Source organism: Mucilaginibacter terrigena (assembly GCF_004168255.1).
GTDB lineage: Bacteria > Bacteroidota > Bacteroidia > Sphingobacteriales > Sphingobacteriaceae > Mucilaginibacter > Mucilaginibacter terrigena.
Genome location: NZ_SEWG01000005.1, coordinates 429,077 through 448,791 on the forward strand (window position 1 = coordinate 429,077; position 19,715 = coordinate 448,791).

The 19,715-nt window shown below is 43.4% G+C and carries 18 protein-coding genes and 1 tRNA gene; 7 read left to right on the forward strand and 12 right to left on the reverse strand.

The window, feature by feature from the left end:
* Position 1 precedes the first annotated feature (1 nt).
* Positions 2–283, reverse strand: a complete 282-nt coding sequence (locus EWM62_RS14845) for a DUF427 domain-containing protein (RefSeq protein WP_129877448.1) — start codon at positions 281–283, stop codon at positions 2–4.
* A gap of 216 nt (positions 284–499) precedes the next feature.
* On the opposite strand from EWM62_RS14845, the gene EWM62_RS14850 reads away from it, so the two are divergent.
* A tRNA-Glu gene (locus tag EWM62_RS14850) sits at positions 500–571 on the forward strand.
* Positions 572–805: 234 nt separating this feature from the next.
* The gene (locus tag EWM62_RS14855) at positions 806–1,177 is read left to right on the forward strand and encodes a response regulator (protein WP_129877449.1); all 372 of its coding nucleotides are present in this window, start codon (positions 806–808) and stop codon (positions 1,175–1,177) included.
* On the opposite strand, the gene EWM62_RS14860 is transcribed toward EWM62_RS14855, so the two are convergent.
* Positions 1,174–3,576 carry a CHASE3 domain-containing protein gene (locus tag EWM62_RS14860; protein ID WP_129877450.1) on the reverse strand — a complete coding sequence of 801 codons (2,403 nt, stop codon included), beginning with the start codon at positions 3,574–3,576 and terminating at the stop codon, positions 1,174–1,176. The two genes, EWM62_RS14855 and EWM62_RS14860, sit on opposite strands and share 4 nt — an antisense overlap.
* Before the next feature lie 201 nt (positions 3,577–3,777).
* Here EWM62_RS14860 and EWM62_RS14865 point away from each other — a divergent pair, with 201 nt between their 5' ends.
* Positions 3,778–7,467 (forward strand): ATP-binding protein, encoded by a 3,690-nt coding sequence (locus EWM62_RS14865; protein WP_129877451.1) that lies wholly within the window; start codon positions 3,778–3,780, stop codon positions 7,465–7,467.
* Here EWM62_RS14865 and EWM62_RS14870 read toward each other — a convergent pair.
* A complete protein-coding gene (locus tag EWM62_RS14870; RefSeq protein ID WP_129877452.1) occupies positions 7,464–7,739 on the reverse strand; it encodes a mechanosensitive ion channel domain-containing protein in 276 nt (91 codons plus the stop codon). The two genes, EWM62_RS14865 and EWM62_RS14870, sit on opposite strands and share 4 nt — an antisense overlap.
* Positions 7,726–8,829: a hypothetical protein gene (locus EWM62_RS14875; RefSeq protein ID WP_129877453.1), complete on the reverse strand. Its 1,104-nt coding sequence runs from the start codon at positions 8,827–8,829 to the stop codon at positions 7,726–7,728. Before EWM62_RS14875 ends, EWM62_RS14870 begins: the two co-directional genes overlap by 14 nt.
* 390 nt (positions 8,830–9,219) lie before the next feature.
* On the opposite strand from EWM62_RS14875, the gene EWM62_RS14880 reads away from it, so the two are divergent.
* The 4 genes from EWM62_RS14880 (at position 9,220) to EWM62_RS14895 (ending at position 13,009) form a co-directional block, all read left to right on the forward strand.
* Positions 9,220–10,008: an SDR family NAD(P)-dependent oxidoreductase gene (locus tag EWM62_RS14880; RefSeq protein WP_129877454.1), complete on the forward strand. Its 789-nt coding sequence runs from the start codon at positions 9,220–9,222 to the stop codon at positions 10,006–10,008.
* Positions 10,005–10,883 carry a glycoside hydrolase family 130 protein gene (locus tag EWM62_RS14885; protein WP_129877455.1) on the forward strand — a complete coding sequence of 293 codons (879 nt, stop codon included), beginning with the start codon at positions 10,005–10,007 and terminating at the stop codon, positions 10,881–10,883. Before EWM62_RS14880 ends, EWM62_RS14885 begins: the two co-directional genes overlap by 4 nt.
* Before the next feature lie 147 nt (positions 10,884–11,030).
* Positions 11,031–11,519 carry a YkgB family protein gene (locus EWM62_RS14890; RefSeq protein WP_129877456.1) on the forward strand — a complete coding sequence of 163 codons (489 nt, stop codon included), beginning with the start codon at positions 11,031–11,033 and terminating at the stop codon, positions 11,517–11,519.
* Between the two features lie 128 nt (positions 11,520–11,647).
* Positions 11,648–13,009, forward strand: coding sequence for a lactonase family protein (locus EWM62_RS14895; RefSeq protein ID WP_129877457.1), 1,362 nt, complete (start codon positions 11,648–11,650; stop codon positions 13,007–13,009).
* A 91-nt stretch (positions 13,010–13,100) separates the two neighbouring features.
* Here EWM62_RS14895 and EWM62_RS14900 read toward each other — a convergent pair whose 3' ends face one another.
* The 8 genes from EWM62_RS14900 to EWM62_RS14935 all read right to left on the reverse strand — a co-directional run bounded on the left by EWM62_RS14900 (position 13,101) and on the right by EWM62_RS14935 (position 19,475).
* Positions 13,101–13,616, reverse strand: coding sequence for an RNA polymerase sigma factor (locus EWM62_RS14900; RefSeq protein WP_162499850.1), 516 nt, complete (start codon positions 13,614–13,616; stop codon positions 13,101–13,103).
* A gap of 72 nt (positions 13,617–13,688) precedes the next feature.
* Positions 13,689–14,558, reverse strand: coding sequence for a sensor histidine kinase (locus EWM62_RS14905; RefSeq protein ID WP_129877459.1), 870 nt, complete (start codon positions 14,556–14,558; stop codon positions 13,689–13,691).
* Positions 14,536–15,126 carry a hypothetical protein gene (locus EWM62_RS14910; protein ID WP_129877460.1) on the reverse strand — a complete coding sequence of 197 codons (591 nt, stop codon included), beginning with the start codon at positions 15,124–15,126 and terminating at the stop codon, positions 14,536–14,538. Before EWM62_RS14910 ends, EWM62_RS14905 begins: the two co-directional genes overlap by 23 nt.
* A complete protein-coding gene (locus EWM62_RS14915; RefSeq protein WP_129877461.1) occupies positions 15,107–15,805 on the reverse strand; it encodes a response regulator transcription factor in 699 nt (232 codons plus the stop codon). The genes EWM62_RS14910 and EWM62_RS14915 overlap by 20 nt, the downstream gene beginning before the upstream one ends.
* Before the next feature lie 27 nt (positions 15,806–15,832).
* Positions 15,833–16,831, reverse strand: coding sequence for an L-histidine N(alpha)-methyltransferase (locus EWM62_RS14920; RefSeq protein ID WP_238989357.1), 999 nt, complete (start codon positions 16,829–16,831; stop codon positions 15,833–15,835).
* A 138-nt stretch (positions 16,832–16,969) separates the two neighbouring features.
* A complete protein-coding gene (locus tag EWM62_RS14925; protein WP_129877462.1) occupies positions 16,970–17,299 on the reverse strand; it encodes a DUF6799 domain-containing protein in 330 nt (109 codons plus the stop codon).
* A gap of 182 nt (positions 17,300–17,481) precedes the next feature.
* Positions 17,482–18,069 (reverse strand): cupin domain-containing protein, encoded by a 588-nt coding sequence (locus EWM62_RS14930; RefSeq protein WP_129877463.1) that lies wholly within the window; start codon positions 18,067–18,069, stop codon positions 17,482–17,484.
* A gap of 551 nt (positions 18,070–18,620) precedes the next feature.
* A complete protein-coding gene (locus tag EWM62_RS14935; protein WP_129877464.1) occupies positions 18,621–19,475 on the reverse strand; it encodes a reverse transcriptase family protein in 855 nt (284 codons plus the stop codon).
* Between the last annotated feature and the right edge of the window lie 240 nt (positions 19,476–19,715).

Consider the following 19,715-nt stretch of genomic DNA (forward strand, 5'->3'; position numbering starts at 1 on the left):
ATCAGTTTGTTATTTGCACCCCTTTCCAAAATGCTATGTAATTGGCAATATGTGCCGCGGCAGCCTGGGGTTCCGGGTAGTACCAGGCAGCGTCTGCATTTTGCTTACCATCCACCTCAACGGTATAATACGATGCCACTCCCTTCCATGGGCAGGTAGACTGTGTGGTGCATTCCCTCAAAAATTCGGGCTTTACGCTTTCTTTAGGGAAATAATGGTTGTTTTCTACTACTATGGTGTCATCACTTTCGGCAATAACCTGGTTGTTCCAAACGGCTTTCATAAGAAGTGTGTTTTTATAAAGGTAGTTTATAAGTATTGGAATTATAAATAGGCAAATGTGTTTTTTGTTTGCTTGTTGCGGTTGATTTTCGAGGCGATTGTCATGGAATAAATTTTTTCTGAAAATTTATTTTTAATTTATCCCGAAAGGTATATCTTTGCAATCCCAAAATAAGGGGAACCAAATCAAAAATAACTGATTTTGCTCTACTGAAATGGCCCGTTCGTCTAGGGGTTAGGACGTTAGATTTTCATTCTAGAAACAGGGGTTCGATTCCCCTACGGGCTACTAATTATTTTAGCAAAATGAACTAAATGCCTGCAAATCAAAAGTTTGCAGGCATTTCTTTTTTGTTCAAATCACCACAATATTCACCAAATCGCAACAAAAAAGGAGTGATTCGGTGAGTACTTTAAAGGCAAAATGCTACTCACCGAATTTGTCATAATTAATTGACCTATAGCCTGTTCATCTATTGAACATCTTGACTGAAGTTGCTCGCAAGCTTAATTAAAATTAAAAATGAATAACGCTAAAAAGATTCTTATCGTCGATGACGATCACGACATCCGAGAGATCATTCGTCTGATTTTGGATATGGAAGGCTTTGAGGTAAGTGAACTGGACAGTGGGCATGAGGTAGATGCAGAGATCGAACGTTTTCGGCCGGATGTTATTCTATTGGATGTGATGCTGGGTGATATGGATGGCCGTGATATTTGCAAGCATCTGAAGGATATTGCAATCACATGTGCAATACCTATAATTATGGTTTCGGCTACACACGACAGACACACCATGTCAGAAAAAACGTGCGGTGCGGATGATTACCTGGCTAAACCATTTGACGTTAATGATTTGGTTGACCGCGTCAAAAAACAAATTGCGGCTTAAGTATTTAACCACTCCATCGCGGTATTTTTTTCGTCAAAAAAAGCCACTTGTACTAAATCGAATTCAGAAGGCAGGCTCACATTGGCCGCAATACGGCTGAATGTACTTGGCGAATAAATCCAGGCGAATTTGTTCAGACCAGCCGCGGCCATTGCCGGAAACCAAACTTCGGCACCCCAGTCTGATGCTTCCGACCAATTGCCTTTAACGTGCGTATTATCATTCAAGACTTTATGGCAATTATTCTTCTGCATAAGGTCTAACAATATATTACAGCCCTTAACAACAGATTCATAATTCTGGTAACCTTTCCAATCTACATCCATATATTGACCATCCGGTTGGTAGCGGATCTTAACAAAGCTTCCTTCATAAAAGGTCTGATGATCAGTGCCTGTTTCCGAAAATTCCTGTTTACCGCTTAATGGCAGCAGGAAACTAAAGGTAGAACCTTCACCCGGCCGACTCTCTATCCAAAAACTTCCGCCATGGCGTTTAACGATCTCCGCCGAAATGAATAAGCCCAAACCAAGTCCCTGGAAGCGGGCCGATGAATTATCCACCCGGTAAAAACGGTCGAATAATCCTTTTAAGTGTTCCTCGGCTATACCGATACCAAAGTCCTGTATGGAAACAATGATATTCCGTTCATCCAATTCACAGTGAACGCTCACTTGATGGGCATCCGGTGAATACTTAATAGCATTATTGAGCAGGTTGATAATCACTTGCTCAATGCGGTGCTGATCGCCATGGTAGTCAATAATACAATTGGTATGAAATTCCAGTTGATGGTTACCGGTTGTTTGCTGCATGGCCTCCACAACATCCGAAAGCATCTGGTTAAAATCAAAATCTACCTTATTGTAAACCATTTTTCCGGCATTGATCTTTGACACATCCAGCAGGTCTTCGATCAAACGACCTAAACGGTCAAGCTGGCGTTCTGCCTTACCTATAAATCCGGCCATTTTTGTGCCCCCTTCCATCTCTCTTTTGGTAAGTTGGAAGAAAGCCTTTATGGTTGTCAATGGTGTTTTTAACTCATGACTGGCTATACTCAGAAACTCATCCTTTTTATATTCATTGGTCTTTTGCTGATGGATGTTGGTATTTGTACCCACCCATAATACGGTCCTGCCATTTTCATGCAATGGGATGGCCCGGGCCAAATGCCAGTAATACTCGCCGTCTGCAAAACGCAGGCGAAACTCGGTCAGGTATTCCTTTCCGCTGTGCAAAGCACGCATCCAGCGCTCCAGGGCTAAAGTCAGGTCATCCGGGTGAACGAATTCCTGCCAACCTTGACCGACCACGATATCACCTTCACGGCCAAAATCTCCGCTCACTACTTCATTCACATAGTCCAGCGCGCCTTTTGCCGTTGCTGTCCAAACTTGCTGCGGTATAGCATTTAGCAGGAAATGAAAACGTTCACGGCTGTCGGTCAATTGCTGATTTACAGTGAATAGTTCTTCATTGGTCGCCGTGATCTCCTCGTTACTGGCCGTCAGTTCTTCATTAATGGCCATTAGTTCCTCATTCAGCGCCTGCGTTTCCTCCTCCGTATCCTGCAAAGCTTTAGTACGCTCGGCTACTTTTTGTTCGAGGTTGTCATTAGCCACTACCAGCCCTTCACGGGCTTCAGTTAGTTCTTCGTTAATGGCGCTCATCTCTTCCATAGCGGCAGTGATCTCTTCGTTGGCAGCGGTCAATTCTTCGTTCAGGGCAGCTATCTCCTCTTTTTCATCTGCCAGTTCACGGTAAAGCCGGCCTTTTTCGCGGATATCGCCCATCACTTTGATATAAGAACTTATCGCTATGATCAGTGCCAGCAGAATTCCTATCACGATCAAAACTGGCGCCATTGCCGTATAGCGCTGTAATTTGGCTGTTCTTTCATCAAGTAGCCGCTTTTCATCTACTTCCGCTTTGGCTATGGCTTTTGTTAACTGATCCATCGCAGCTTTACCTTCATCCAGATCAGTTCCGGAAATGGATTGACCGTTGCTGCGTTTGTCTATCAGCGTTTTCAAAATAGCCAGCCTTTTGGTGATGACATCACGTATTGCGGCCATATTCTGCTGCTGCAGGGCATTATCCCTCGTAAGTATCTTTGTACTATCGGTCAGTGCCAGTGCCTGCCGGGCTGCGCCGCGATAAGGTTCCAAAAAGTGTGATTTACCGGTTAATAGGTAGCCGCGCTGACCGGTCTCCGCATCTTTCATATGCGAGATCACTTTCTCCAGGTTTTCAATAATTAAGATACTGTGATCTACCTCGCGGTTGCTGTCCAGCATCCGGCTTAGTGCCAGCCAGGAAATAATACCAACCAGCAAAAGCATACATATCGAGAAGCCATACCCTATCTGCAGGTTACGGTTGAATTTTCGGTCCATAGGAAAAGCAGATGTAAAAGACCCGCTAATTTAAAAATTAAACATAATTTTTAACTATGGATATCTATCAAAAAATTAATTTATAGGACATAACATTATGAACAATCGTAAACAAAAGAGCAACCTTCGAAAAAGAATTAATCATAACAACGTTTTAGTTACGTCCCAATTGGTGCGCAAGTATTATATTTACCACTGTATATGATCACTGAAAGCACTGAGCAATTCTTGTCGGGCGGCGGCGAAATGGGTAAACTGATCCGGTCGATGGATTGGTCGAAAACCGCGTTAGGACCGGTGGAAACCTGGCCGCAAAGTTTGCGCACATCTGTCAGCCTTTGTCTTTCATCAACTTTTCCTATCCTCATCGCTTGGGGGCGGGAAACTATCCAGATCTATAACGATAGTTACCGCCCGATCTGCGGTGCCAAACATCCCGAATCTATGGGCATGAACTTCCGCATTTGCTGGGAAACTGCGTTAGTGGTAGTGGGCGATGCGTTTACGCGCGGCCAGCACGGTGAGGGTACATATATCAATGACCAGCGCATGTTCCTAGACCGATATGGTTACCTTGAAGAGGCTTGGATGACCTTTTCCTTCGCACCAATTAGAGATGAATCCGGTGGTGTAGGTGGCATTTTCCATCCAATTACCGAAACTACCGTTAAAATGCTTAGCGGCCGCCGTACGCAGGTGTTGCGCGATTTGGGCGTGGCCTTTGGGAAAGCCAAAACCGTTCAGGAGATCGGCAGTTTTACGACAGAACGGTACGACGATTACCAGCTGGACATTCCTTTTTTTATCTTTTATCAAATGATGGATGGGCAGGCCAAGCTCATCAGTACCGCCGGCTTACCGGAGGATGGCAAATTCACCGAACCAGAAAACTGGCCGCTGAGTGCTGATGGACTGGCAACCGTTCCGGATCTTAAAGATCGGTTTGGCGCATTCTCTGCCGGGCCATATGAAGAAGCACCACACACAGCGCTCATCCTGCCGGTGAAACTTTCGGGACAGGAAACGCCTTTTGGCTATATCGTTGCCGGGGTAAGCGCCTGCCGGGCGCTCGATCCGGATTACCTGAATTTTTACGATCAGTTAGCAAATACCTTCAATACAGCGGTATCAAATGTATATGCATATGAACAGGAACAAAAACGTGCCGAGGCACTTGCCGCTATTGACCGGTCTAAAACGGCTTTCTTCAGTAATGTAAGCCATGAGTTCCGCACGCCGCTGACACTGATGCTGGGGCCGCTGGAAGATCTATTGAATAAGCCCAACCTTGAAGAAAATATTAAACAACCGGTAGAAGCCACGCATCGCAATGCCTTGCGTTTGCTTAAACTGGTAAACAATTTGTTAGACTATAGCCGGGTAGAAGCCGGCCGTGCCCAGGCTGCTTACCAACAGGTAGACCTTTGCGAAATGACCGTTGACCTGGCCAGCAGTTTCCGTTCGATCATCGAAAAAGCGGGCATGCAATTGGTAGTGGATTGCATCCCACCCAAAGATGCCGTTTTTGTGGACCGGCAAATGTGGGAAAAAATCGTGCTAAACTTGTTGTCTAACGCTTTTAAATATACGCTGGAAGGTACCATCACGGTCAGCCTGAAACAACAATACCACAAAGTGGTGCTGGAGGTTAAAGATACCGGTGTCGGTATCCCTGAAAAGGAATTGCCGCATATGTTCGAGCGTTTTCATCGTGTGGAAAATTCTGCAGGGCGAACCCATGAAGGCACAGGCATCGGCTTATCCCTGGTAAATGAGTTGGTTCAGTTGCACGGCGGGAAGATTTCGGTCAGTAGCGTCGAAGGTGAAGGCAGTACTTTTAGCGTGATCATTCCTGTGGGCAAAACCCACCTGCCACAGGAACATGTACTTGATGCCGCGAAGATCACGGATTCGTCAGCAATGAAGGGGGCGTTTCTACAGGAAGCTTTCAACGTTTTACAGGAAGAAGCGGGTGCCGCGCACAGAGATAATAATATCATTTCTACCGGGGACCTGACCACGCGGCAGGATTTCAGCGCCAGTAAGGAAACGACCATTTTAATAGTAGATGATAACGCAGATATGCGCGCTTATCTAAGCCGATTGCTGGAACCTTATTTTACAGTACAAACGGCGATCAATGGGCAGGACGCATTTAAACAAATAGTCAGGAAGATGCCGCAATTGGTATTGACTGATATGATGATGCCGGTGATGGACGGAAAAGCCTTATTGCACGAGATCAGGAAACATACAGAAAGCGCCCGTTTACCGGTGATCTTCCTGTCGGCAAGGGCCGGCGAAGAAGCACGGATAGATGGTTTAGAAGCAGGTGCCGATGATTACCTGGTAAAACCATTTTCGGCGGCAGAGCTACTGACTAAGATCCGGGCACAGATCAATATATCACAGGCCAGAGGTTTGGCTGAACGTCGCTTGAGAGGGTTACTGACCGACGCACCGGTCGCTATAGCTATTTATCGGGGCGCAAACCATATTATTGAAATGGCTAACAACCGTATGTTGCAATATTGGGGAAGATCGGCTGAAGAAGTAACAGATATGCCTTTATTTGATGCGATACCGGAACTGGCTTCACAAGGCTTTCCACAGGTTATGGACCATGTATTTAAAACCGGGGAACGGTTTATTTCCGGTGAGATACCGGTTAGCCTGACAAAAAATGGAAACACCGAGACCATTTTTATGAATCTGACGGTTGAAGCCCTGCATGATGATCACACAAACGTAACAGGGATGATGGCGGTTGCTGCCGATATTACCGAGCAGGTGCTTTCACGCCTTGAACTTCAAAAAGCCAGTGATACATTAGAGCTGGCTATGGAAGCAGCCGGGATGGGAATATGGAAAACCGAATGGGGAACCGACCTGCTGGAAGTTTCACCTCGTGGCAGAATCATTCATCATCTTCCGTTGGATAAACCTTTATCATTTGATGAAACTATTAAGCTGGTGGTCCCTGAACACCGTGAACGCCTGCTGTTAGCGATCACCAAAGCGGTTGAAAGCGGGGGCAGTTTTAGTGAAGATTATCAAATTCAGCCCCTTAACGGCGGTAATCTGAAATGGTTAAACACAACCGGGAAAATTGGGCCGGACGAACAGGGCCGGGTAAGATCAGTTATCGGTACTATTTTAGATATTACTGAGATAAAAGCGGATGAGCTTCGCAAGAACGATTTTATTGGAATGGTGAGCCATGAGTTAAAAACACCACTCACCTCGCTGCAAGGTTTTTCGCAATTGCTGAAAATGCACGCACGCAAACATAACGATGAATTCTCGAATGAGAAGTTAGATAAGATACTCAGCCAGGTACGAAAAATGACCACGCTAATCAATGGGTTCCTGGATGTTTCCCGTTTTGAATCGGGTAAGATCCATTTAAATAAAGAGCGTTTTGATCTCGATGTACTTATTAGCGAAATGGTTGACGAAAGTGAACTAAGCAATACTAAACAGCAATTGCTTTACAATAGCGGTGTTGCCATTGAAATTACCGCTGATCGTGACAAGATCGGCTCGGTGCTATCCAACCTGTTTAGTAATGCGATCAAATACTCTCCGAATAAAAAACCGGTGAATATTATTGTAGATCAGGACGAGGTGTCAGTAACAGTCAGTATAAAGGATGAGGGCATGGGCATAAAACCGCATGATCTTGAAAAATTGTTCGACCGCTTTTACCGAGTAGAAAACTTATCCACCAAAAATATTTCCGGTTTTGGAATCGGGTTATATTTAAGTGCCGAGATCATTAAACGACACGGCGGACACATATGGGCGACCAGTAAAGATGGCGAAGGTTCAACCTTCTATTTTCAGTTGCCAAAGGTTATCAACGACCAACATGATGCATTGTCCCACTAAACTTCAGAGCGGTCCCGTTGCACATAAAAACAGACGGGCAAATTGATTATCCGGCCGTCATAACCGATGGTAACTGTAGTGTGTACGATTAGGCCATTCACCTGCGAATCACTACTGTAATTGACGGTATGATTGCCCATTACGGTAGAGTTGGGAATAGAAATGATCTCGTTTTGTATGGTGCGGATCCGGGTAACTAATAGTGTACGCCCGATAATATCCCCGGTCACTTCGCCGATCTTTACCCTATCGCCCAGTTTAAAGGCGCGCATGTAGGTCAGTACAAGCCCAGCAACTATATTCCCTAAAGCCAGCTGAGCCAAAGGTGAATAGTACGCCAACAAATACAGACACGCCTTTAAATATCTGCGAATCAGACCCGGGCATATATGGAAAAATTACAACCAGGGCGAAGGCCAGGATTAATACGCGCATAATCTGGTAGGTAGGGTTGGCCCAATCGGCATAAAAGCCGGGGATGGTTAATTTTCCCTGCTCGATCTCCACCTTAATATAGCTAAAGAATTTCAGGACATAACGAAATATCACCACCAGCACCAAAATGGTCATCAGGTTTGGGATATAATCCCAAATTGCGATACCTACCTTTTTAAGCGGCGTGGTGATATAACCCAGCAGGGTATCTGAAATGTTTTTGGTGAAAGGGAAAATACCGAACAATACCGGCAGGGCGAGATAGATCAACACAATTATGGACACCCATTTCACCAGCCTGATGAGCCCGTGCAACACATAGACAGACTGCGAAGCATTAACCAACTCATAGTTTTTGATCTTAATGCCCCGGGTGTACCAGGCATCGGCACTTTGTGTTTTGGACAGGACCCAACGGAACAGGCGGCCGATAGCATAAATTAGCGCAATAACCAGAATGATAACTACCAGCGCCATCCCGCCTTCTTTCAGCAGGGTGCCCCAACTGGTTTCCTGCTGGTTCTGTTTAACCGCTACGCCGATCAGCGTTTTCCATTGCGCGGCCAGTTGTTCTTTACCGGTGTTCTGCCACAAGGCATCCTGATCATTCACCGAAACCAGTAAGTTGTTTTTATAAAAAATATCTTCGGTTTGCTCCGCAGCTACCAGCTTTAGCGAATCGGCGCGAAAACTATAATCGTCACTTAAATTACTGATCCGTTTGGCAATGGCCTCCGCACGGTCTTTCGGTGTAAAACTGCCTTGGCGGGTAAAGATGTAGAACAATGTATCGCGGAATGGCACAACACCAAAACCGTTTACAAATTTTCGTAAAGAATCTACCTGGTGTTTTTGCCTGGCCTGGCGTAACGAATCGCTTTGCCTTAGTGTAGCCAGTTCTTTGAGTAAGCCAGCCCGCTTTAACAAGTCTGATGATTTTAGCTGAGCTATCTGGCTTTCCAGCTCTGCTCGTTTCAGTGAATCGGCCAGCCGTTCGGCCGCTAATTGTTTTACTTTAGAGGATTGCTGTCCAGTCTTTGACTAAGTAGCGAATCATTTTTACGTTTGGTGCTATACACCTGGGCGTAAGTGAAGGTAATTATTAACCCAAACAAAAAAGTAAATAACAACTTCATAGACGCTCCTCCTAAGTCCTCTAAATTAAGGGCTTTTATTTTAATAACGGTGTTTCTATTAAATATCCCTCATCTCAGACTTCTTCTTCTCTAACTCTAATGAAAAATGAACGAACTGATAATTCAGGCTTAATTTTTGAAAGGTTTGTTCAAAATATCCGACTTACCTAAAAATCATCCTATGAAAAGCGAGATCTATCAGACATTAAAAAATAAAGTTGCCGTAATTACCGGCACCGAATCCGGCATTGGGCAAGCCATCGCTATTGAACTCGGTACTCGCGGTGCCGATATCGTTATCGCCTATCATGAAGACGAGAAAGCCGCTAACGAAACGCTGAAAACCATTGAAGACAATGGTGGCAAAGCTATTATCCAGCAAACCGATGTATCCGATTTTAAACAGGTGCAGGCTTTGTTCAAAGCCGCGCACCAATTGGGTACGCCTTATATTTTAGTGAACAGCGCTGGTATCGATGCCTCGGGCATACCAGTTGTTGATATGGATATCGACACTTTCGATCAAACCATACGCGCTAATTTGTATGGCACGTTTTACATGTGCAAAGAATTTATCAGGCTTCGTAAGGCGGCCGGTGGACAAGGTAAGATCATCAACCTCAGTTCTGTTCACGAAGACATCCCGCGCGCCGGTGCGGCTGAGTATTGCGCCAGCAAAGGCGCTATCCGTAATCTTACCCGCTGCCTGGCCTTAGAACTGGCGGAGTTTAAAATCAACGTAAATAATATAGCGCCGGGCATGGTGCTCACCCCAATGAACCAAAAAGCGATAGACGACCCTAAAGAACTTGAAAAACAAGTGCAAAGCATTCCCTGGAAACGCGCGGCCGAGCCTTGGGAGGTGGCTAAACTGGCAGCTTACCTGGTATCGGAAGATGCGTCTTACGCAGCAGGTCAAACTTTCACTCTGGACGGCGGGCTATCACAAAACTTAGGACAAGGGGCATGAGTTACAAAGCAATCAAAATAGAAGAGCTAAAGCTGAAATGCAAGGCTCCGCTGGAAGGGATGTATAAACTCAGCCCCTTGGTGTGGGAAGAAAACGGAATTTACCAGATGCTGGTTCGCGCCGTTAATACTTCAGAAGACCCGACACAAAAAGTGGCCAGGGTATATTCAGGTACTTCCAAAAATGGACTTAGCTTTAAAATGAGCGATGGACCCGTTATTGCACCGGGAACCACCAGCCTGGATAAAGACGGATGCGAAGACCCGACCGTTGTCTGCGTTCCAAAAGGTTATCTGGTTTATTATACCGGCTGGAACCAAACCAAAATGGAAGGCCAATTATTATTGGCCAAGGGTAAAACACTGGAAACATTGAGATTGGATAGTGTGGCGATATCAAGCAAAAAGCCTTATCTCAATCCCAAAGAAGCATCGGTTACCCAATTAAAAAATGGCAAATGGAATTTGTTATTTGAGTATGCCGACCAGCACCGGTCAAAATTAGGCAGGGCGACGAGTAAAAAAGCAGAAGGCCCCTGGAAGATCAAAGGCGAGTTTTTGGAAGCAGTTGATGGTAATTGGGATAGTTATCATTTAAGCCCTGGCCCCGTACTTGCCGATGCTAACGGACAGACCGTGATGTTTTATAACGGCTCGGATGATAAAGCACGCTGGCGCATTGGTTGGGTAAAACTGGGCGATAACGGAAAAATTACTGAACGCAGCAAAGATCCGCTCATTACCCCGCCCAAAAGTAAACCCGGCGAAACGGACATCGCCTTTGCCGCCTCGGCAGTATTAGTAGGCAAGCAGATTTGGTTGTACTACACCACTGCCGATAAATCTATCTTCAGGGCCATTATTGCTTTAACATAAATCTATTAATTAATTACTGGCGCATCAAATTGATTACTTAACCGAAATCTATATTTTATTCTTAATAGTTAAAAACCAAATAAAAGATGTAAGGATTTGATTTTTAGTACGACCAATGATATATATATCATACTAATCATCTAACTTATGAAAATTGAAAACCAAAAACATGATTTTCGAAATGAAAATCAACTATTAACCTTCGGGTCAGGAATTTTACGATATGGGCTGGCGATAGTGCTGATTTGGATAGGTATATTAAAATTTACAACATACGAGGCCGAAGGTATAAAACCCTTAGTTGAACATAGCCCGGTTTTATCCTGGGGTTATCAGTTAATGAGTGTAAGTGCTTTTTCAATGGTTATAGGCTTTATAGAGATCCTTTCGGGCATACTTATCAGTCTCGTATCTTTCTCGCCTAAAATTTCCGTATTCGGTAGTTATGGGGCCATTGTTACATTTTTGATCACTTTAACTTTTTTGATATCTACACCGGGAATTATACAACCAGCGTATCAATTCCCATTTATTTCACCACAACCTGGCCAATTTCTTTTAAAGGATATCGTATTACTTGGCGCAGCGTTGTGGACTGCAGCCGATTCTAAAATAAGGTCGAGAACCTTCCTCTAATATCTGATAATTCAATTTTAACAAACAAAAATTGGCTTAATGAAAAGCCTCATGGCAGCGCTGTGCATTTTTATTACTACAAGCATTAAAATTAAATACATCTAATATCTAACTTAAATATCTAAATTATGAAAAACAAAGTGATCATCGCAGGTGCGGTGGCAGTTCTTGGAATGCTTAGCATAGTCAGCTGCAAAAAGAACAACAATGAAACAGGTAGTAATAACGCGGGCTATTTGTACACTACTGTTAATGGCGCCGACTTGAACAAAGTAGTAAGATTTACCCGACATAGCGATGGTTCGTTGTCGGATGAAACAGCCTTCGAAACAAATAGTAAAGGCGGCGCAGATATTACAGCCGGAGGTGATGCGCATGGTGACTTTGATGCCCAGGGAGCGGTACAGATCATTGGGGATTTTTTATTGAATGTTAATGCGGGAGGTAATCAGGTTTCCATTTTTGCATTAGATAGAAAAACAGGGAACCTGACATTTAAAAACAATGTGAGTTCGGGCGGGACAAGACCTGTGAGTATTGCCTATACAAAAAAAGCAGGAAGCACAGACCAGTATTGGGTGGTAGTGGGCAACCAATGGAATAATCCCAATGTACAAAAAGACGGTGCAAAAATTGAACGTTATCCCAATAACGCTTTCTATCAAACTGATCTGAAACTAGCAGATGCGAGCGATAATGAACGGAACATTCAACTTTTCACATTTAATGCAACATCCGGGGCTTTGAGTTCCGAAAAGCAACTGGATAAATATGTCAGGGAAAATGGTGGTCCAACTACAGTGAGCTTTAGTTCCGATGGTACCAAATTAGCGGTAAGCACTTGGGGTATAGCCCACTTTAATACACAAGTAACCTCCCTTGCTGAGCAACATCCAAGCCGTGTTTATGTGTATAATTTTGCTGGTGGCAATGTAACCGGGAAACGGTACTTTGAAGAAGCAGGTATAGCCGGTACCATTGGCTTTAGCTGGGCAAACGCCAGTAATTCCAAACTATTTGTCTCTAACTTTAATTTGATACCTGCTAAGCAGGATAATAGTGTAACGGTATTAACAGACAACGGTAGCGCTGTTGCTAAAACAGGCAATTTTAGTGCTACATCAGCACTTGCTATAAACGAATCCTGCTGGACAGCGTTAAATCCTAATGGCGATAAGCTATATGTGGCAAGTTTTCAAACTAACCTGGTGTCAACATTCAATGTTGCTTCATCATCCTTAAGTTTTGCTTCGGCAGAGACCAGAAAAGATTTGGCACCTCACGGAGATTCAAAGGAACTTTGGGTTTCTCCCGACGGTAAGTTTCTTTATAATTTAGGATCGTTTCGATCGTTCTCTATCAACCGCTTTGATATTTCAGGTAGTGCGGTTAGCTATAAAGCCCAAACTATTTTGAAAACTACTGCTTCCGGAGCCGGTATAGCAGGTAAATATAATTTCCTTGGATTAACAGGATTTGATATTCAATAATTTTTAATCAATAAAAGGTCTGAAATTTCAGGCTTTTTATTGATCTTAGTTATCCACTGTGATTTCTCAATAAGCGAATTTGAGCGTTTTTCTATCCAGTTTTTTGGAAATAATTCCGCAATTGCAATTTGCTCCGGTGAGTAATTGTCCAAAAATTACTTGATGTAATACCCAGTTTTAGGCAGATCTGGTCCGTTGGTGCTTCCTCTAAATATTTCATCTTAAAAACGGTTGACCAAAGGTGAGGCAATTTGCGAAGCTTCAGTGTCAGCATCGTCAAAAACTCTTTTTGAATAAACAGTTCTTCATTCGAGAAGCGAGCTTGCTGGTTAATTTGCGCGTTAACGATATGGGATTCTTTTGCCTTTTCGAGCGAGCGCTTGCGATAAAAGTCGCATACCTTATGCAATAGAATGCCGGTTAGCCAGGTGCGCTCGCTACTGTTTCCTTTAAAATTTGGTAACTGTTCTAAGCCCGCGAGGAAAGTATCCTGAACGAGGTCGCGGGCTATATTGTGGTCACTTATTTTACTGAGTGCTACCTTTTGAAGATAGCCGCCGTACTTGCCGGCCCATTGTTTCGGATCGGCAGGAATGATGGTGGTCAACTGCATAAAGATACAACCCGTCGGACTAACATAAAGTTATCACAGAAGCATCAAGCTTTCCTAATGAAAGCCTCAATTCGAATACAGCTTCATGCGAATGGTGAACTGATTATGCCGGTTGGTCGTAATGGCAAATTCGTAGTCGTGCAGTTCCAGTATCCGTTTAACAATGGCCAGCCCCAAGCCTGACCTGGCCGGGCGCTTTAAAATGCCGCTGCCTTTATCGGTTCGATTGATCCATTCTATAAGATCGGCTGGCACTTTGGGGCCGCTGTTAGAGAATTGAAGGATAAGATCGGTGCTTTTTTTATGCAACTCCACTTTGATAAAACCATTTTCGGGCGTGTAGCTTACGGCATTACCCATCAGGTTACGGATCACTTTTTCCAGCATGCTCACATCTGCAAAGATCATGTAACTACCTTCGCAACCCAAGCACTCTAATTTAATATGTTTTGCCTCGGCCGGTAAAACCCAGGAGGTGACGATCTCTTTCATCACTTCGGCAATAACAAAAGGCTCGCGCTGCGCTTTAAACTCTACCGATTCGAGTTTTGATAATTCAAACAATTGCATCACCAGGTTCTCTACTACCTGTATTTTATGCTCCACCAGTTGTAAATGTTCAATGGCTTGCGGGTTGAGTTTCCCCTGCAATAATAAAGTTTCCGTATAACCTTTGGCTACCGAAAGTGGTGTGCGCAGGTCATGCGAAATATTGGCAATAAAGTCTTTCCGTTCATCTTCTGATTGCTTTAATTCCTGAATATTGCGATGAAGCCGATCAGCCAAACTATTAAAAGCCAGCATAATGCTATGCAATTCGTTCGGCACGCGGGCATCAAAACGGGCTTCATAATCGCCCTCCCGAAAACGCTCGATGGTACAGATAAAACTATTGAAATTCTTTTGCAGGCGTTTAAAATATAGCCAGGTAAACAACAATGATAATAAAAGCTTCGATAGCCAATGTGGCAATATGGCTCCCGGTAAGCAGATCGGTTACGGTACGATATTGATTGCCGGCCAGGATCACATAGATATAACCGATGGTTTTACCTTTAATGACTACCTCGGCAGCGGAGAAAATTTTGGGCGTAGCAGGATCTTTCGGGTCGGGCCCTTTAATATAATCCGTGCCACCTGTGCGAATATGGGTCTTGATCTTATCCAGTGGTAGCAGTCGTTGTCTGATCAGCGAATCAGGTGATTGGTATTCAATAACTTTGCCCAAAGTATCTAAAAAATAAACCTCGTCATTAGGGTTGATGACCATCGCGTTATAAAATATCGAATCAGCCTTTTGCTTATTGATGCCCTCATTTTCAAATGGCGAAGTAAACTTGGCGATATGGGCTGCTACATCTTTGTTTAGCAGTTGCGTGCTGGCTTCATAAAAATGAGTAGTGGCCATATAGGTGATGGCAATAAACAGTACGCTCAATACACTGATGAGCATAAACATGAATGCGCCTATCCGGCTGAAGATACTATTGTTCGGGTGTTTCATCGGCAAAACGGTAACCTACCCCCCAAGAGGTAAGAATATATTGTGGGTCGCTGATATTAGCTTCAATTTTGATCCTTAAGCGGTTGATGTGCGAAGTAACCGTGTGCTCGTAATCTGAAATGGTATATTTCCAAACCAGGGCCAGCAACTCCAGCCTGCTATAGGTTTTACCGGGATTTTGAGCCAGTTGTAATAACAGGTCAAATTCCTTTTGGGTAAGCTCCAATCTTTTATTTTTTAACGTCGCTTTTTTCAAATGGCTATCTATTACCAGGTCTTTAAAACGTATTTCGGATGGTACCGTTTCCAGCACAGGCTCACGACTACGGAGATGCGCCTTAATCCGGGCGGTCAATTCGCGGATACTAAAAGGCTTGGTCATATAATCATCGGCCCCCATTTCCAACGCTAATACTTTATCAATTTCTTCGGAACGGGAAGACAGCATCATGATTGGCGTTTTTATCTTTTGCTCGCGAATTGCTTTGCAAACTTCTATACCGTCCTTATCAGGTAACATGATATCCAGCAACACAAAATCAAAAGCATTATCCCTGATATTTTGAATGGCTTCGTTACCTGAACTACAAGCGGTCAGGTGATAAGCCGGTTCGCTCAAATGCAGGTTTAGCAACTGAATGATATCGGGATCGTCTTCAACCAGCAGGATCTTTTTCATGGGTATCATAGCAACAGGTTCAGGTGTTTATTGTTTCACGGTCCAGATGGCATCAGTAAACCATTCCTTGCTGTCCAGCAAGTGTTTAACCGGCGTAAAACCTGAACTAACAGCTAACTCATCAACTTCAGCAAGATCATATTTCTGAGAAATTTCCATCCAGATATACTCATTCTTTTGAAATGCTATAATTTCATCACCGATTTTTACCCGTTGTTTTTCTAAGCTGATCAAATAGCTTTTACAGGCACCACTTGCGGGGTCGTAGATGCAGTAATGTTTGAATTGACCCAAATCGAAATCAGCACCTAAATCCCGGTTCATCCGGCTCAACAGGTTTAGGTTAAACCGTGCGGTGATACCCTGCTCATCGTCATAGGCTGCGCGGATAAGGTGTGGGTCTTTTTTCAGGTCGAAGCCAATGATCACCATATCGCCCGGCGACAGATAACTGCGCAATTTGATGCAAAAATCCTGCGCTTCCGCAACCGGCATATTGCCGATATTGGCACCGAGGCACAATACTACCTTCCTGGTACCGTTTCCGGCTGTCTGCGCCAGCATATCAAAATAGTCACCATTCATACCTATCAATCGAAGGCCCGGCAAATCTATCGGAAGCGTGGTTTCCAGGAATTGTATCGTGCTGGTAGAAATATCAATGGGTTTATAAATAAAGTTGGTATCGGTAGCCAGCAGCAGGCTGAGCAGGTGGCGGGACTTGGTGCAATCGCCCGCGCCCAATTCGATCAGGTCAAATGGTTCGCCGCCGCGAATGATGTGATCAGCCATTACACCGGTTTGTTGAGTAAATATCTCCAGTTCACAGTCGGTCACATAATACTCCGGGCAATTCATGATCTGCTGAAACAGTCTGTCGCCTTCGGCATCATAAAAATATTTGACCGGAAGCTGTTTTGGATAGGTGGTAAGACCAGCGAGTGCGTCGGCATAAAATTGTTTCGGATAGGTAGTTTTGTTGTCGGCCAGCATAGATATCACAGAATTATAACATTTCCATCTCATTTTTAAACGCTCATAATCAGATACTTACAATAAATAATTCTGAATACTTTTTGGGTCAGCGTTGTTCTTTTAAATAGGCGGTGTCAAAGAAAAACCCGCCATTTGCATGACAGGCCCTCCACAACTCGTCTGAAAAAATTACATTTTCATCGGCATCTTTTTCATCTTGCCGTTCATCATCATCATGTCGCCGTCTTTCATCTTCATCATTTTTCCGTCCTTCATTTTAACGCTGCCATCCATCATGACCATGGTACCGTTGCTCATGGTCATGTCTTTGTCCATCTCCATGGTCTTACCACCCTTCATCATCATCATCTTGCCGTCTTTCATCATAACGCCATCTTTCATTTTCATGTCAGACTTCATCATTTTCTTTTTCATGCCGGTATCGGCCATCATTTTTGTTTGTGCCATGGCGCTGCAGCTCAATGCAACAGCGAAACAGGCGATCAGAATTTTTTTCATGTTTATTTAGTTTTTTATACCATAGCTGATATAAACATCAAGCCAGTAAAAAAACGTAAGGTTTTACCAGATTTTCCGACTCATGGATATGGCACCATCAGGAAAGTTCACATTAAAGGCTTGGATAATCATCATCCTGGTCGGCTCCGGTTCAGACTATATTCACCATCACCAGGCAGTGGTTAAAACTGGTGTTGCAAGATCGCTACCACATAAGGCGAGTCGATCCTGATATCGTGGTTAGTATGTAGGGGGATATCGAGATAGTCGCCGGCGTTCAGGGTAAATATTTCTTTTCCAACTGTACAGGTACAGGTGCCCTTTAGTATAAAAAAGCTTTCAGAAATAACTTCATGCACTTCAGCGGGTACATCCAGCTTTGTGATGACTAAAGTCTGCGCGATCTTTTCATCTTGTTTTAGGACGTGCGTGAAGAAATCATCAAATGGCTCGGCGGGGATCAGGTGTTCTACCGCTTTTAACCAGTTTTCATAGTTGGAATATTTGCTGGTCAGTGGTAGGTTGTTCAGGTCGATGCTATCATCCGAAAAATCCAGTGCGGCCATAATGCGGCTTTTCAATTCAGGACGCGGGATGATCGAATGGCTGTCAGCTAATTGCTCAATGGTTAGCTCAATTTCTTCCAACTCATGTTTGATCTCCGAATGGATTAGGCGCAAACTTTGTATCTCGCTTGCAAAGTCGGCGTTGAACAACTCAAAGCAATATTGCTCAAGGTTGCCATCATTGATATAAGCTTTAATATCCATGGGAAGATAAATATAGTTAATATATTTTAACTAAATATTCACTGTATTGATTAATAGCAAATGATGTAAGATAAAGGCGTGTTATTACGCTGTCATTTTGTTCAGAAAGCATTACATATTCGGCTATACTAATTTTTTTAAATACCCTTATTCACCACGGTCGCGAAGATAGCCTACCGCCGGGATAAACGTCAAGGCTATACAAGCGGGGCGCGGGTTGTCCGCTTTCAGCGGCTGCGCCCCGGCCTTGACATTTTACCCGGCTCGCGCTGTTGGTTGCTTAAGCGTTGAATAAGGGATGGTGGGCTCAATCGCTCGCAGACCTGTCGCGTCGAGAGCAAAACGGGCAATTTGGCAATTGTAATTTTTGCGGTTAAAGTAACCGCGTTTTACATTAATTGAGTCACACAAAACCATAACTTTTGGATGATATTTTGTATATTTGTTTTATAAGATTTGTGACCAATTTTTAGTCAAAAAAATGCGGTGAGTAGGTCGGTGAGTACCAGATTTGCACACATACACAGTATTAGTAATCAAAGGGGTTTGGGTCAAAGTTCGATTCCCCTACGGGCTACGAAGCCGCTTTGCGAAAGTAAGGCGGCTTTTTTGCTTAATAGATATTTTTCATAACGGTCTGTAAAAGATGCAACGTATTGTTTAACTCCGGCCTTGTTAAGGTTTTTTAAGATTTTGTTTGGCAAGGTTAGTTGCCCTTTATTGACTATTATGCCGGTAATTTCGCAATTATTAATCCTATAATGTATCTTATGATGATTAACGCAAAAACCATTGGTTTTGATAATTTTAATTATTTGATCGGTATGATGCTTAAAGCAGTTAGGCGAAGAAAAAGTGAGATCATCTATATATACGGTAAATGTGATGTTTCTTTCTTTGCAAAAATCTTCTAACAGCAAAGCAGTTGGCGAAAAAGCAAGGCATGCCAGTATTGTAGATGTGGGGGCGCCCTGTGGAAGGCAACCATCCAAAGTAGCTATTCGGGTGATATTCCGCGCTTCATGCCAGGTATGACCTAAACTGATAAGGGTTTGGTGAATACGAGAATTACTAATAGTTCCAAAAAAGTTCTTCAAATCAATCGTGTAGTAAAACCGATTATTAATATGTACTAATGCATTATCGAAATTGCTGTCCCCGGTTGCTCCACCATGCATACAATAAGGCATGCTAAAAATATCCAAATATGCTTTTACCGCTTTTTGAAGCATCTTTAAAGAATAAATAGGCTTAGTTACAATACGTAGCCTGCAGGAATTATTAGAATGATCGATCTGTGGGGCACCATATTTCATCTTTGGCCGTAAATGCTTATGATAAAAATTTTTAGGTGATAGTTTTAAATCTTTTATTAAAGATGTGCTAATGATAGGTGACCAATGCATAGTTAAATTTAAATGAACCGGGTCTGGAGCAGATAGATAAAAGATTGAAAAGCCATTGAGATAACCTTAAGATTAAAGGAAAAACTCTCCTTTTGCTACCCAACCTGGCAATTAGTAATCTAAAAATCAATCGGTCCGTTTTTTGAAACTTTTTTTTGTTCTTAAAATAAATTTTTTCTAATTGTTTATGAATGCGCTTTCGCTTTCTCATGGTATTGGTTTTAATTCGGATTCATTTCC